13 protein-coding genes are annotated in these 14,046 nt (G+C 72.8%); 6 read left to right on the top strand and 7 right to left on the bottom strand.

Annotated elements, in window-relative coordinates:
* Positions 1-50: 50 nt before the first annotated feature.
* On the top strand, positions 51-2,411 hold the full coding sequence (gene hypF / locus ACTOQ3_RS00185; protein ID WP_440081274.1) for a carbamoyltransferase HypF: 2,361 nt from the start codon (positions 51-53) through the stop codon (positions 2,409-2,411).
* An 87-nt stretch (positions 2,412-2,498) separates the two neighbouring features.
* Here the strand turns inward: hypF and ACTOQ3_RS00180 are convergent, their stop codons facing one another.
* Positions 2,499-3,101, bottom strand: coding sequence for a response regulator transcription factor (locus ACTOQ3_RS00180; protein WP_440081273.1), 603 nt, complete (start codon positions 3,099-3,101; stop codon positions 2,499-2,501).
* Positions 3,098-4,510 carry a sensor histidine kinase gene (locus tag ACTOQ3_RS00175; protein WP_440081272.1) on the bottom strand — a complete coding sequence of 471 codons (1,413 nt, stop codon included), beginning with the start codon at positions 4,508-4,510 and terminating at the stop codon, positions 3,098-3,100. The genes ACTOQ3_RS00180 and ACTOQ3_RS00175 overlap by 4 nt, the downstream gene beginning before the upstream one ends.
* A 169-nt stretch (positions 4,511-4,679) precedes the next feature.
* Here ACTOQ3_RS00175 and ACTOQ3_RS00170 point away from each other — a divergent pair, with 169 nt between their 5' ends.
* Together ACTOQ3_RS00170 and ACTOQ3_RS00165 are read left to right on the top strand one after the other, a co-directional pair.
* Entirely contained in the window at positions 4,680-5,093 is a 414-nt protein-coding gene (locus ACTOQ3_RS00170; protein ID WP_440081271.1) for a hypothetical protein, read from the top strand.
* Positions 5,086-5,670: a hypothetical protein gene (locus ACTOQ3_RS00165; RefSeq protein WP_440081270.1), complete on the top strand. Its 585-nt coding sequence runs from the start codon at positions 5,086-5,088 to the stop codon at positions 5,668-5,670. The genes ACTOQ3_RS00170 and ACTOQ3_RS00165 overlap by 8 nt, the downstream gene beginning before the upstream one ends.
* 43 nt (positions 5,671-5,713) lie before the next feature.
* Here ACTOQ3_RS00165 and ACTOQ3_RS00160 read toward each other — a convergent pair whose 3' ends face one another.
* The 3 genes from ACTOQ3_RS00160 to ACTOQ3_RS00150 all read right to left on the bottom strand — a co-directional run bounded on the left by ACTOQ3_RS00160 (position 5,714) and on the right by ACTOQ3_RS00150 (position 9,154).
* Entirely contained in the window at positions 5,714-6,061 is a 348-nt protein-coding gene (locus tag ACTOQ3_RS00160; RefSeq protein WP_440081269.1) for a VOC family protein, read from the bottom strand.
* 74 nt (positions 6,062-6,135) lie between these two features.
* The gene (locus ACTOQ3_RS00155) at positions 6,136-6,942 is read right to left on the bottom strand and encodes a helix-turn-helix domain-containing protein (RefSeq protein ID WP_440081268.1); all 807 of its coding nucleotides are present in this window, start codon (positions 6,940-6,942) and stop codon (positions 6,136-6,138) included.
* Positions 6,943-7,081: 139 nt separating this feature from the next.
* Entirely contained in the window at positions 7,082-9,154 is a 2,073-nt protein-coding gene (locus tag ACTOQ3_RS00150) for a prolyl oligopeptidase family serine peptidase (protein ID WP_440081267.1), read from the bottom strand.
* Between the two features lie 318 nt (positions 9,155-9,472).
* Between ACTOQ3_RS00150 and ACTOQ3_RS00145 the strand changes: the two genes are divergently transcribed.
* The 3 genes from ACTOQ3_RS00145 to ACTOQ3_RS00135 all read left to right on the top strand — a co-directional run bounded on the left by ACTOQ3_RS00145 (position 9,473) and on the right by ACTOQ3_RS00135 (position 11,193).
* Entirely contained in the window at positions 9,473-9,982 is a 510-nt protein-coding gene (locus ACTOQ3_RS00145) for an HNH endonuclease (protein ID WP_329084484.1), read from the top strand.
* A 135-nt stretch (positions 9,983-10,117) separates the two neighbouring features.
* Complete coding sequence (locus tag ACTOQ3_RS00140; RefSeq protein WP_440081266.1) at positions 10,118-10,939, top strand: GNAT family N-acetyltransferase; 822 nt, start codon at positions 10,118-10,120, stop codon at positions 10,937-10,939.
* A gap of 32 nt (positions 10,940-10,971) precedes the next feature.
* Entirely contained in the window at positions 10,972-11,193 is a 222-nt protein-coding gene (locus tag ACTOQ3_RS00135; RefSeq protein WP_440081265.1) for an FmdB family zinc ribbon protein, read from the top strand.
* 151 nt (positions 11,194-11,344) lie between these two features.
* Here the strand turns inward: ACTOQ3_RS00135 and ACTOQ3_RS00130 are convergent, their stop codons facing one another.
* Complete coding sequence (locus ACTOQ3_RS00130) at positions 11,345-11,827, bottom strand: helix-turn-helix transcriptional regulator (RefSeq protein ID WP_386161303.1); 483 nt, start codon at positions 11,825-11,827, stop codon at positions 11,345-11,347.
* 81 nt (positions 11,828-11,908) lie between these two features.
* On the bottom strand, positions 11,909-13,747 hold the full coding sequence (gene ilvD / locus ACTOQ3_RS00125) for a dihydroxy-acid dehydratase (RefSeq protein ID WP_440081264.1): 1,839 nt from the start codon (positions 13,745-13,747) through the stop codon (positions 11,909-11,911).
* Positions 13,748-14,046 lie beyond the last annotated feature (299 nt).

The following is a 14,046-nucleotide window of genomic DNA, read 5'->3' as shown; positions in this document are numbered from 1 at the left end:
ATCATGCGAGCCCCCGAGGTGTTCCCGCCTGTCGCGGGAAGGATGGCGGGATGGGCACGGGACGCGCACGGGCACGGATCCGGGTCAGGATCCGGGTCGAGGGAATCGTGCAGGGGGTGGGATTCCGCCCCCACGTCCACTTTTTGGCGCGGCGCCTGGGGCTGTCCGGGTGGGTGGGCAACGACGACCGGGGCGTGTTCATCGAGGCCGAGGGGAAGCCCGGCGACGTCGCGCGCTTCCGGGAGGACCTGCGGGACCAGGCCCCGTCGCTGGCGGCGATCCACCGCGTGACGGCCACCGCGATACCGGCGTGCGGGGACCGGGGGTTCCGTATCGTGGCCAGCCGAGGGGGGACCCGGCGCTTCACCCTTGTCTCACCCGATGTCGCGACGTGTGACGACTGCCTGGCCGAACTGTTCGACCCCGCCGACCGGCGTCACCGCCACCCCTTCGTCAACTGCACCAACTGCGGGCCGAGGTTCACCATCATCCGGGACGTCCCCTACGACCGGCCCGCCACCACGATGGCCGGGTTCGCCATGTGCGGGGAGTGCGAGAGGGAGTACCTCGACCCGTCGGACCGCAGGTTCCACGCCCAGCCGATCTGCTGCCCGGCCTGCGGCCCGGTCCTTCGCCTTCTCGACGGCGGCCTTCGCGGCGAGGGTTCGCCTGCTCACGGTCCGGACGCCGGTCGTCCCGGTGCCGGCCCGGGCGGCGGTGCCGATCCGATCGCGGCCGCGGTGGAGGTGCTGCGAGCGGGCGGCGTGCTGGCCGTCAAGGGGCTCGGCGGGTATCACCTGGCGGTCGACGCCACCGACGAGGAGGCCACCCGGGCCCTCCGCTCCAGTAAGCACCGCGAGGACAGGCCGTTCGCGGTCATGGTCCCCGACCTGCGTGCCGCGCGGGCGCTGTGCGAGCTGGACGCCGAGGGGGAGCGGCTGCTCACCGGCTCCCGGCGCCCGATCGTGCTACTGCCCCGCCGTCCCGGAGCCGCGGTGGCCGGAGCCGTCGCGCCGGGCGACCGCCGCCTCGGCCTCATGCTGCCGTACACGCCGGTCCACCACCTGCTCGCCGCCGAACTCGCCCGTCCGTACGTGCTCACCAGCGGGAACCTCTCCGACGAGCCCATCGCCTACCGCGACGGCGACGCGCTCTCCCGGCTCGCCGGGATCGCGGACGCCTTCCTGACCCACGACCGGCCGATCCACGTCCGCGCCGACGACTCCGTGCTCCTCGTCACGCGGGGGAGGACGGTGCCGCTGCGCAGATCCCGGGGGTACGCCCCGGAGCCCCTGCGGCTCTCACCGCCCGCCCGGCGGGCCGTGCTCGCCTGCGGCGCCGAGCTGAAGAGCACGTTCTGCCTCGCGAGACAGGGGCACGCCTTCCTCTCCCACCACATCGGCGACCTGGAGAACTACGAGACGCTGCGCTCCTTCACCGAGGGGATCGAGCACCTCCGGCGCCTGCTCGGCATCACCCCGGGGCTGGTCGCCCACGACCTCCACCCCGAATACCTGTCCACCAAGTACGCCCTCGGCCTGGAGGTGCCGGGATCGGTGGACCTGACCGGGGTCCAGCACCACCACGCGCACATCGCCTCCTGCCTGGCCGACAACCGGGAGACCGGCCCGGTCATCGGGGTGGCCTTCGACGGCCTCGGCTACGGCACCGACGCCACCATCTGGGGCGGTGAGTTCCTGGTGGCGGACCTGGCGGGCTTCACCCGCGCAGGGTGCCTGGCCCGGGTGCCGATGCCCGGCGGCACCGCGGCGATCAGGCAGCCCTGGCGGATGGCGGCCGCGCACCTGTACGCGGCGTACGGTGACACGCTTCCCGGGAACCTGCCGGTCAGGGCCCGTCACGGCTCGCGCTGGGACGAGGTGGTCGCGGTGGCCAGGGCCGGGACGAACTCCCCCCTCACCTCCAGCGCCGGGCGCCTGTTCGACGCGGTGGCGGCGATCCTCGGACTCCGCGACACCGCCACATACGAGGGACAGGCCGCGATCGCCCTGGAACAGTGCGCCGACCCCGCGGAGAAGGGCGCCTATCCTGCCAGGGCCGTCGACGAGGGGACACTCGTGACGATCCAGGCCGCGGACCTCGTGCGGGCGGTCGTCGAGGACACGCGCGCCGGGGCGGTTCCGGCGCTCGTCTCGGCCCGCTTCCACAACGGGCTCGCCGCCGCCACCGCCCGGGTGTGCGCACGGCTCCGCGACGACACCGGCCTCGGCACGGTCGCCCTGTCGGGCGGGGTCTTCCAGAACCGGTTGCTGCTGGAGGGCCTCGTCGCGGCCCTCGGGCTCCGCGGCTTCCGGGTCCTGACCCACCGCGCCGTCCCCCCGAACGACGGCGGCGTCAGCTTCGGCCAGGCCGCCGTGGCCGCGGCCCGCGACACCCTCGGCCTCGTCTAGGGAAGTGTCGTCACGGCGGGGGCGCGGTGGCCGGGGGATGCGAATCGCGTGGGTCGTGGCCGGCCGTCACGATCTGCCCGATACCGGTCAGATCCAGCCCTCCTCCCAGGCGCGGTGCGCGGCGGCGTGGCGGGAGCCGGCGCCGAGCTTGGCCATGGCCGCGGAAAGGTAGTTCCGCACCGTGCCGGGGGCGAGGTGGACCTGCGCCGCGATCTCGTTGATCGAGGCGCCCGTCCGCGAGGCCCGCAGCACCTCCAGCTCCCGTTCGGACAGCGGGCAGTCGTCCTCCGACAGGGCGGAGGCGGCGATGTCCGGGTCCACGTAGCGCCGCCCCGCGGCGACGTCGCGGATGATCGCTGCCAGCCGGGTGGCGGGCGTGGTCTTGGGCACGAACCCGCTCACCCCCGCGGCCAGGGCGCGGCGCAGCACGCCGGGCCGGGCGTGCCGGGTGACGAGGACGATCCGGGTGGGCAGCTCGGCGCGGATCGCCTGCGCGGCGCGCAGCCCGTCGGCCGGCGGCATCTCCAGGTCGAGTACGGCGATGTCCGGCCGCCGCTCGCGCGTCAGGCGCACCGCGTCCGTGGTGGTGGCCGCCTCGGCGACGACGTCCAGGTCATCCTCCAGCGCGAGCAGTGCCGCCAGGGCTCCCCTGATGAGGTCCTCGTCGTCGGCGATCAGCAGCCGGATCACCGCGCGCCCGCCTCGGCCGGGTACGCGCGCGCGTCGGCGGGCAGCGAGGCCACCACCTCGAACCGGTCACCGTCACATCGCCAGCCCAGCGTGCCGCCGACCCGCTCCAGCCGCTCGGCCAGGGAGCGCAGACCGGTGCCGACGCCCGTCCCCGCCCCGGGTCGCTCGGCGTCGCCACCGGTCCTCTGCCGGGCGCCGCCACCCGTCACGCCCTCGCCATCGGCCCCCTGCCGGGCACCGTCACCCGTCACGCCCTCGTCGTCGCCCTCCGGCCGGGCGCCTTCACCCGCCGGGCACTCGCCCTCCAGCCGGGCATGACCGTCCTCGACGCCGTCGTTGCCGACCCGGAGCCGGGCACGACCGTCCTCGACGTCGTAGGCGATGTGCGCCCGGCGGGCCCGGCTGTGGCGCAGCACGTTGGTGGTGGCCTCGCGCATCACCAGGCCGAGGACGTGGCGGGCGGGCTCCGGCAGCGTGTCCGCCCCGGTGGCCCGGCCGTGGTCCACGCCCGTGTCGATGCCGGCGGCGGCCAGCACCTTCGCGGCGTTGGCGATCTCGTCCTCCAAAGTCGTGCGCCGGTATCCCTGCACCACGGCACGCGTGTCGCGGAGCGCGTCGGCCGCCAGCCGCCGCACCTCCCGCATCTCCGCGGCGGCCCGGACGGGGGCGGCCTCGGCGAGCCTCTCGGCCAGCTCGCTCTTCAGCGCGATCACCTGCAGGTGGTGCCCCTGGATGTCGTGCAGGTCCGCGGCGAACCGCAGCCGCTCGTCCTTGACCGCCACCTCGGCGGCCAGGAGCCGTGCCCGGTCCAGCCGGTCGGCGACGTCCCAGGCCCACAGCGTGCCCAGCGCCATCCAGGCGACGGAGGCGACCATGCCGGCCGGGAAGGCCCCCGCGAGGAGCCACTCGCCGTTCCCCGAGGCGAGGGCCACGGACCCGCCGAGCGCCGCCGCGACGACCACCGCGCCGGCGATGAGGGTACGCCGGTGCGCCGGCCGCAGGAACATCGCGGTGATCGACACCATCACCGCCGGGGCCACCGCCCACAGCCCGTCGTCGCGCAGGGCGAGCGGGACCGCGCCCAGCACGGCCGCCGCCAGGCCCCCCGCCACCAACCAGCCTGCCAACGGCCCGCCGGCCCCCTCGTGCGGACCCGAGGCGCCGGCCCGGTCCCGCGCCTCGCCGGGTAAGCGCGGCAGCCGGCGGCCGAACAGCACGACGACGGTCACGACCAGCACGGTCAGGGCCAGGCCGGTGACGCCCCTGACCCAGGGGGCCACGCCCTCGTCCATGGCCCAGGTCCTGACGAAGAGCACCAGGGAGACCGTGATGCTCCCGGTGAGGCTCCACCACGTGTAGCGGCGGAAACCGCTCAGTCCCGTCCCGCGCTCGCTCGGCCTGTCACGCACGCGGTCATTGTCCCCCGCGCCATCGGGGGTATGGAGCACCCTAATGACAAATGTCACGAGATTTCGTGACATGGCCACGCGGGGACCTGCCATTTCGGCACTACTGGCGGCTCCTGCCCTCCCGCAGTCTGGTGTCGCATACCCCAACCCCGTACCCCGGAGGAGCGACATGACAGCGAGAGCCGCCCTTACCCACGGCTGGTGGCCCTTTTTCCGCCACTATCTGGAGATGCTCGCGGCGATGGTCGCCGGCATGGCGGTGTTCGGCGCCGCCGTGCGCGCCGGCCTGGCGCTCGCGGGCCTGGAGTTCCCGGCGCGACCGGAGGTGGTCGCCCTGGAGATGGCCGTCGACATGTCCGCCGGGATGATCGTCTGGATGCGCTACCGGGGCCACGGCTGGGCCGCGACGCTGGAGATGGCCGGATCCATGATCGTCCCCGCCCTCGCGCTGCTCCCGCTGCTGTGGACGGGCGTGATCTCGGGCGACGCGCTTCTCCTGCTGGAGCACGTCGTGATGCTCCCGCTCATGCTCCTGGTGATGCTCCGCCGCCGCGACGAGTACGGAGGTCCCTCCCGTGTCTGACGTCACGACGAGGCCTGGCGTCACGACGAGCCGTTCCCGCTGGAAGGCCGTGCTGCGGCACTGGCCGATCGCCCTCGCCGTCGGGCTGTCGGCGGCGAGGCTGGCCACGGGCTCCTCGGCGGGGGAGGTCACCTCGCTCGCCGAGATCCTCCCGCTGCTGGCCCTGCTCTATCTCCTGGTGGCCAAGATCCGGCGGCCGGAGGCGTCGTGGCCGCTGCTCCTCGCCCTCGTCGTCCTCTACATGGTCCTGCGGGCACTGGACGTGGTCGCCGTACCGGTCGTGTTCGCCGCCCTGGCGCTGGCCGTCATGGTGTGGGGCGGCGTCGCCGGTGACCTGCGCCGCTCGGGCGCTTTCCGGGCGCAGGCCCTGGGGATGATCGGGTTCGGGGCGCTGGCGCTGGCCGCGCTGGTGACGGAGCCCGACCTGGGCCGCTATCTGGTGGCGGCCGGCTGGTTCCTGCACGGCCTCTGGGACTTCGTCCATCTCAGGAGGAAGGCGGTCGTGTCGCGCTCGTACGCGGAGTGGTGCGGCGTCTTCGACATCCTCCTCGCCGCGCAGCTCGTGTTCCTCGCATGAGCGGCGTGCGCGGGTCCGGACCCGCGCACGCCGCTCGAAACCGTCAGGGCCGGTACGTTCCGAAGTACCAGTCGTTGCCCTCCGGATCCCTGCAGGCGTAATCGTGCGAGCCGTAGTCCTGGTCGGCCGGCTCCCTGGTGATCTCCGCCCCGGCCGCGACGGCCCTGGCGTGGTGGGCGTCGGGGTCGTCCACGACGACGTAGATCCCGGGCCCGCCCGGCTCGCCCGTACCGGTCATGATCATTCCAGTGCCGACGATCAGCTCGCCGTGGCCGACGCCCCCGTCGGCGGTCGTGACGAGCTCGTGGACCTCGAACCCGAACGCCTGGACCAGCCAGCCGACGGCCTTGCCCGGGTCGCGGTAACGGACCAGCGGATACACCGTTCGCATGCTCTCTCCTCCCCTGCGGTGATCACCACGATGTCACCGGCGGGAGCGGCGAGGCTTGGAAAAATCTGACCTTATCACCCGATGGCGCGCGGGGACGGCACCAGCTCGCGGGGAGTGGCGCCCGCCATGATCCTGAAATCGCGGTTCATGTGGGCCTGGTCGTAGTAGCCGCAGACGGCGGCGGTGTCGGCCAGGGACATGCCGGACCTCAGGCGGCCGGTGGCGTGCTCGAAGCGCAGCACCCTGGCCGCGGCCTTCGGCGCCAGCCCGATCTGGTCGTGGAAGCGGGAGACCAGGTGCCGGCTGCTCCACCCCAGCTCGGCGGCTATCGAGGCCACGGACACCGTGCCGCGGGTGGCGACCAGGCGCTGCCACGCCCAGCCGACGCGGGGGTCGGGCGGCGGCGCCTCGCCGATGCGCCCGCTGAGCGCCCCGTCCAGCAGGGCGATCCTGGCGGCCCTGCCGGGGGCCTCCGCCAGCCGCTCGAGCGTGGCCGTGGCCCAGCCGCCGAGCACCTCCTCCAGGGAGACCACCCGGTTGGCCAGCTCCCGCAGCGGCACCCCGAGCAGCCGCCTGGCCCCGAGCGGTGTGAGGTTGACCTGCACCCCCTCGGCGATCCCGGCCGTGGTGGTGTCGACATAGGTGTCGTGCAGGCCGCCGGCGAAGGAGGCCAGCAGCCGCGACCCCTCCGGGCCGCTCAGCGCGAGCGGCGTACCGAACCCGAAGATCATGACGACCCCGGCGAACGGCGGCCGCCGCTGGACCGTGGGATCGGCGTGACGCTCGGTGTAGGCCGACAGGTGCGTGACGTAGGGCCGCAAAAAGGCCCCGGGGTCACTCTCCGTGAAGGTCAGGCCCTCGGCCACCGCCGCGTCGTTCACGCCCCGACCATAGCCGCCGCCCCCGACAATCCGGCCGCTGCGGCCCCCGGCGGTCGCGGCCGCCGGGGGCGCGCGCGGAGTCCCGGATGCGCCCGTGCCTCCGTGACCCGCGCCCTTCGACCCGTGCCCTGCCGCGCCTTCAGGAGGTCAGCCCGGTGTGGTAGGCGAGGAAGGTGAGCTGGTCGGCGGCGAGCTCGACGGTCTTGCTCACCGCGCGGGCCCCGTGACCGGCCTCCGCCTCGTTGCGGAGCAGGATCGGCCGATCCGAGGCCTGGGCGTGCTGCAGGGCGGCGCACATCTTCCAGGCGTGCAGCGGGTGGACCCGGGTGTCGGACTGGAAGACGGTGAACAGCGTCGCCGGATAGGACACGCCCTCCCGCACGTGGTGGTAGGGAGAGTAGGAGTGCAGCCAGGCGAACTCGTCGGGCTTCTCGGCGGAGCCGTACTCGACGTTCCACGTCGCGCCCAGGCCGAACAGCTCGTAGCGGATCATGTCGAGCAGCGGCGCCGAGCAGACCACCGCGGCGTACAGTTCGGGGCGCTGGGTCAGGGCCGCGCCGACCAGCAGGCCGCCGTTGGAGCCGCCCGAGATGGCCAGCTGCGAGGACGTGGTCACGCCGGTGGCGATGAGGTGCTCGGCCGCCGCGTGCAGGTCGTCGAAGACGTTCTGCTTGTGGGAGAGCATCCCTGCCCGGTGCCACTCCTCGCCCTGCTCGCCGCCGCCGCGCAGCTGGGCGATGGCGTACGTGCCGCCCGCCTCGACCCAGCTCAGGATGGACGCGGAGTAACCGGGGGTCATCGAGATGCCGAAGCCGCCGTAGCCGTACAGGACGGTGGGGCGCGGGCCCTCGGCGCCGGGAAGGGAGATCACCAGCATGTGGACCTCGCTGCCGTCGGCCGAGCGGTAGGTCACCTGCTCGGTGTCGACGGCGGGCACCTCGACGGCGCCGGGGGAGGCGGCCCAGAGCGTCGTCTCGCCGGTGCGGGCGTCGTAGCGCTGGATGCTCGGCGGCGTGGTGTTGTCGGTGTAGCCGAACCAGGCCTCGTGGCCGCCCTCGGGACGCTCGCTGATGCCGCCGATGGTGCCCAGCCCCGGGGTCGGCACCTCGCCGACGCGCTCGCCGGTGACCAGGTCGTGCACCGAGATCTCACTGATCGCGTGGCGGGTCCAGCCGACGAGCATGACCGGCCGGTCGAGGCCGTCGAGGATCGCGAAGTCCGTCAGCACGGCCTCGTGGTCCTGCGGGATCAGGTCGCGCCAGTTCTCGAACCGCGGGTCGGACGGGTCGGTCACGCAGACGCGGGCACGCGGGGCCTCCCGGTCGGTGAAGACGTACAGGCGGCCGTCACGGCCGAAGTGCAGGGCGCTCTGGGCGTCGACGCCCTCCTGGACGACGACCAGTTCGGGCGAGGAGTGGGAGGACGCCTGGAGGTCCGCCACCCACAGGTCGTTGCGCGGCGCCGTACCCCTGGAGGCGGAGATCTGCAGCCAGCGGCCGTCGAGGGAGACCGCCACACCGTAGTAGTTGGTCTTCTCCAGGCCCTCGCCGAAGATCAGGACGTCCTCCTCGGTGGAGGTGCCGACCCTGTGCAGGTAGACCCGGCGGTGGTACTGCTCCTCACCCTCGGGCACCTCGGTGGCGGGCAGCCTGCGCACGTAGTAAAAAGCCTCGCCGCCGGGCAGCCACGCCACGGGGGAGTAGCGGCAGCGGTCGATCGGCCCCTCGATCCGGTCGCCGTACGCGACGTCCATCAGGTAGAGGCTCGACTCCTCGTCACCGCCCACCGAGACCTGGTAGGCGAGCAGGCGGCCCTCCTTGTCGGGCTGCCAGGAGTCGAGGGTGGTCAACCCGGTCGGGTCCAGCGCCATCGGGTCGAGCAGCGCCCGCTCGGCGCCGCCGGGGTCCACGGTGTAGAGCACGGCGTGCTCCTGCCCGGGGGTGCGCCGCATGAAGAACCGCCGCTCCCCACGCCACGTCGGCGCGCCGATCGACCCCGAGCCGAGCAGCTCCGCGATCCGGGCCTTGAAGCCCTCACGTCCGGGAAGGGCGTCCAGCCCGGTCTCCAGCAGTCTCTCCTGCCCCACCAGCCAGTCCTTCGTCGCCGGGTCGTCCGGGTCCTCAAGCCATCGGTAGGGGTCGGGAACAGGCACACCGTGGAGCTCCTCGACGAGCTCGAGACGGCTGGCTGGAGGGTATGGCTGTCGCGTCATGGCTGGAACCCTACGACGTCAGGACCACGGGACGGGCTCATTGCGCGGGGGGCGTATCTGATCTGCGGCGGGAGGAGTTAAGAACTGGTAATGCGGGCATAAAACGTATCAGGTGTCTCTCCAGTCATTTATGGGTGGCGAGAACTACGTTGCAGCAGCCAAACTTGGTGAAGGACGGTGCCGTGGTGAGCATCCGCTGGGCCGTCCGGCGGAGGTCCTCGTGACGGAAGCGCCCGGGCCCCAGGAGGGGCCGCCAGCCGGGGCACGCATCGGCGTGCCCCCCCGATTGACGTGTCGTGCGGCGGGAGAGGCTCGCTGATGCGCCAGGTCCTGCTCTTGAACGCCACCTACGAACCCCTGACCACGCTCTCCCTGCACCGGGCCGTCGTGCTCGTGCTCAGGGAGAAGGCGGACGTCGTGCACCGTGACGGGCGGGGCGCCGTGTTCCGCTCGGCGAGCCGCACGCTCGACGTCCCCTCGGTGATCAGGCTTCGGAGATATGTCCGGATCCCCTACCGGTCGCGGATCCCGCTGACCCGAACCGCGCTGATGCGCCGGGACGACTACCGGTGCGCCTACTGCGGCCAGCGGGCCGAGACCATCGACCATGTCATCCCGCGCTCGCGAGGCGGCCCCCACACGTGGGAGAACTGCGTCGCGTCGTGCACGACGTGCAACCACCGCAAGGCCGACCGCATGCTGGAGGAACTGGGGTGGACGCTCAACGTCGCCCCGGTGGTGCCACGCGGCGTCCACTGGCGGTTGATCGGCGCGCACATCGTCGGCGACCCCCAGTGGGCGCCCTACCTCGCGGAGAGCGCGGCCTGAGGGCCGGGATCCGATGACGGGGCCCGCCGCGGCCGCCTTCCCGAAGGCGGCCGCGGCGGCCGCGGACGCCTGCCATGCCCGCGCGCCAGGCCGTATCCGCTGGCGCGGAAGATCCACGATCGGCACAATCACCTCATGACATGGATCTTCACCTCCGATGTCGAGGCGTACACGGGCGTGGCGGAGCCGTGGCTGCTGCGGGACCCGGTTCGCAACACCGTCCCCCTCACGGTCCTGCGTGCCGTACGCAACGGCCTGTGGGGCGACGACCCGCTGCTGGGGCGGCTGGAGCGCGACGGCGAGGTCGTGGCGACGGCGATCCAGACGCCCCCCCACTTCCTCCTGCTCCCGGAGATCCCCGCGGACGTCGTGCCCGAGCTGGCCACCCACCTGATCGAGGCGGAGAGGGCGATCTCCGGTGTGAGCGGGCCGCTCCCGCTGGCCGAGGCGTTCGCCGCCTCCTGGTGGCGGCCCGAGGCGGGGCGCCGCGCCGAACGCCTCTACCGGCTCGACGCGCTCGTCTCCCCGGAACCCCTCCCGGACGGGGCCTCCCGCGTCGCCGGCCCCGCCGATCTCGATCTCCTGGTCCGGTGGGGCGAGGAGTTCCAGGCCGAGGCGGAAGGCATCGCCTACCTCGACCTGACCGCGCTGGTGGCCAGCCGGATCGCCAGGCGGGAGCTCATCGTGTGGGAGGCGGGCGGGCGACCCGTCGCGTTCGCCGGGGCCTCCGTGCCTCTCGGCGGGATGTCCCGGGTCGGCCCGGTCTACACGCCCCCGGAGTTTCGCGGGAAGGGCTACGGCACCGCGATCTCGCACGCGGTGAGCGCCAAGGTGAGTGCCGAGGGCGCCACCGAGGTGCTGCTCTTCACCGACCTGTCCAATCCCACGTCCAACTCGATCTACCAGGCGATCGGCTACCGGCCGGTCAGCGACTACGCCTCCATCACCTTCGCGTGAGCGATCCGGGCAACCTGGGTAACCTTGGGGTCATGCCCCGATACGACTTCCGCTGCCGCGCCTGCGGGTCCACCTTCGAGATCTCCCGCCCGATGGCCCGCTCCGGTGAGCCCGCGCTCTGCCCCGACGGCCACGACGACACCGTCAAACTGCTCTCCACGGTCGCCGTGACCGGCGGCTCCGCGGGCTCCGCCGCCGCGCCCCGGCCCTCCGGCGGTGGCGGCGGGTGTTGCGGGGGCGGCTGCTGCGGCTAGGCACCGCCGTCGGCGGAGCCCCGGCCCGGAACCGTCGCGGCAGGGGCTCCCCGCCGGGATCCGCCACCCGGGTCGGCTCGCACCGCCGGGTGACAGATCGGATGAACACGGCCGCTCCGGGCCTGCTCCGTGACCGGCCTCGTGCGACCGGTCAGGCGGCGCGCTTGCCCTGGAAGGGCAGGAACGCCTCGGCCCGGTGCGGGCGGGCCGGCATGAAGGTGGGCTCGGTGGCGATGATCCGGTCGAACCTGAACGCCCGGATCGCGCCGCGCAGGCGGCACATCCCGACGAGATACCAGTATTCGCGGTGGACCATGCAGGTCACCGGGTCGACGTCGCGGACGGTGACCCGCCCGGAGACGTCCTGGTAGTGGAGGCGGATGACGAGGCCTGAGGTGATGGCGGTGGCGATCGTGCGGGCTCGGTCGGCGGTCGGGGCGGACATCGGCTCGGTGAGGGTCGCCAGGGTGGTGGCGACGATGTCGTCGTCGAGCTCCATCTGCTCGAAGGCGTGGCGCAGGCCGCTGCGGGCGGCGTTGGCCTGCGGACCCGACCCCAGATGCGCCATCGACAGGGCGAGGGCGGCGATCTCGGCGGTCGTCAGCGGGGCGGTGAGCTTCATGACATCAGCCATACCCTGATAATACGTCCGAGCACCGACATTTTTTCGAACTTCCTGTCGGGTAAGGCATCTCTACCCGACAGGAAGCCCAGGTCAGCGGGACAGCTGTGACAGGTCGCGCGAGGCGCCGGTCGAGGCGGAGGTGGTGAGCGCGGCGTACGCCTGGAGCGCGGCGCTCACCTGGCGCTGGCGGTCGCGCGGCCGGTAGCCGCCCAGGTCGGCCAGCAGCCTCTCGCGGCGGGCGGCCAGCTCCTCCTCGGCGACCTTCAGCTCGATCGAACGGCCGGGGATGTCGATCGCGACGAGGTCGCCGTCCTCGACGAGGGCGATGATGCCGCCCTCGGCCGCCTCGGGGGAGGCGTGGCCGATGGACAGCCCGCTCGTGCCGCCGGAGAAGCGGCCGTCGGTGACCAGCGCGCAGTCCTTGCCCAGCCCCTTGCCCTTGAGGAACGAGGTGGGGTAGAGCATCTCCTGCATGCCGGGCCCGCCCTTCGGCCCCTCGTAGCGGATCACCACGACGTCGCCGGCCTTGACCCTGTTGTTCAGGATGCCCTCGACCGCGTCGTCCTGCGACTCGAAGACCACGGCCGGGCCCTCGAACCTCCAGATCGACTCGTCGACCCCGGCGGTCTTGACGATGCAGCCCTCGGTGGCGATGTTGCCGTACAGGACGGCCAGGCCGCCGTCGCGGGTGTAGGCGTGCTCGGAGTCGCGGACGCAGCCCTCGGCGCGGTCGAGGTCCAGCTCCTCCCACCGGGCGCCCTGGGAGAAGGGCTTGACGGTGCGGACGTTGCCGGGGGCCGCGTGCCACAGCTCCAGCGCCTCGGGCAGCACCTGCGGCGACCGGGGGTCCCAGCCGTCGAGGTAGTCGCCCAGGGTGCCGCCGTTGACGGTGTACGCGTCGCGGTGGAGCAGGCCCGCCCGGTCGAGCTCGCCGAGGATCGCCGGGATGCCGCCCGCGCGGTGCACGTCCTCGACGTGGTACTTCGCCGTGGCGGGGGCGACCTTGCACAGGCAGGGCACCCGCAGCGAGATCTCGTTGATCTCCTTCAGCCCGAAGTCGACCCGGGCCTCGCGGGCCGCGGCCAGGATGTGCAGGATCGTGTTGGTCGAGCCGCCCATCGCCACGTCCAGCGCCATGGCGTTCTCGAACGCGTCCTTGGTCGCGATGGCGCGCGGCAGGACCGTCTCGTCGTCCTGCTCGTAGTGGCGGCGGGTGATCTCCACCAGCTGGCGGCCGGCGTCCTCGAACAGCTTCCTGCGCGCCTTGTGGGTGGCCAGGATCGTGCCGTTGCCCGGCAGTGCGAGGCCGATGGCCTCGGCGAGGCAGTTCATCGAGTTGGCGGTGAACATCCCGCTGCACGAACCGCAGGTCGGGCAGGCGTTCTCCTCCATCTCCAGCAGTTCGGCGTCGGAGACGGCGTCGTTGGCGGCGGCGATCATCGGGTCGATCAGGTCGAGCTTGCCGTTGGGGGTCTTGCCCGCCTCCATCGGCCCGCCGGAGACGAAGACCGTGGGGATGTTGAGCCTGAAGGCGGCGAGCAGCATGCCCGGGGTGATCTTGTCGCAGTTGGAGATGCAGATCAGGGCGTCGGCGCAGTGCGCGTTGACCATGTACTCGACCGCGTCCGCGATCAGCTCCCGGCTGGGCAGCGAGTAGAGCATGCCGCCGTGGCCCATCGCGATGCCGTCGTCGACCGCGATCGTGTTGAACTCGCGCGGGATCGCGCCCGCCTCGCGGATCGCGCCCGCGACGACGTCGCCGACCTCGCGGAGGTGGACGTGCCCGGGGACGAACTGGGTGAAGCTGTTGGCCACGGCGATGATCGGTTTCCCGAAGTCCTCGCCTGCTACGCCCGTCGCCCGGAGCAGGGCCCGGGCCCCGGCCATGTTCCTGCCGTGAGTGACCGTACGAGACCTGAGGGCGGGCATGAGGCTTCTCCCATCATCGAAACCGTGTCTACAAATGGTACGGCTATCGCCCGGTGCATGAGACGCCTGTCCACGCCGCGAGACGTCCGGCCGGTGACCACGGGTTCCGCCGACACCGCACGAGCATGATCGACGTACGAGACGGGGCGGGCGGGGCCGGGGGCGGCGAGGCGCCGCGCTGGTGTCCGGGACGGTTCCGGAACGCCGACGGGGTGCGGGGTGGGCATCGGGGCGGCGGCCGGTGGGCCCGACAGGCCCAGGGTGTTCCCCGACACTACCGAAGGTCTCCGCGCCCGGCG

The organism is Streptosporangium sp. LJ11, assembly GCF_051918945.1.
Taxonomy (GTDB): Bacteria; Actinomycetota; Actinomycetes; order Streptosporangiales; family Streptosporangiaceae; genus Streptosporangium.
This window is presented reverse-complemented; position numbering and strand designations above follow the sequence as displayed.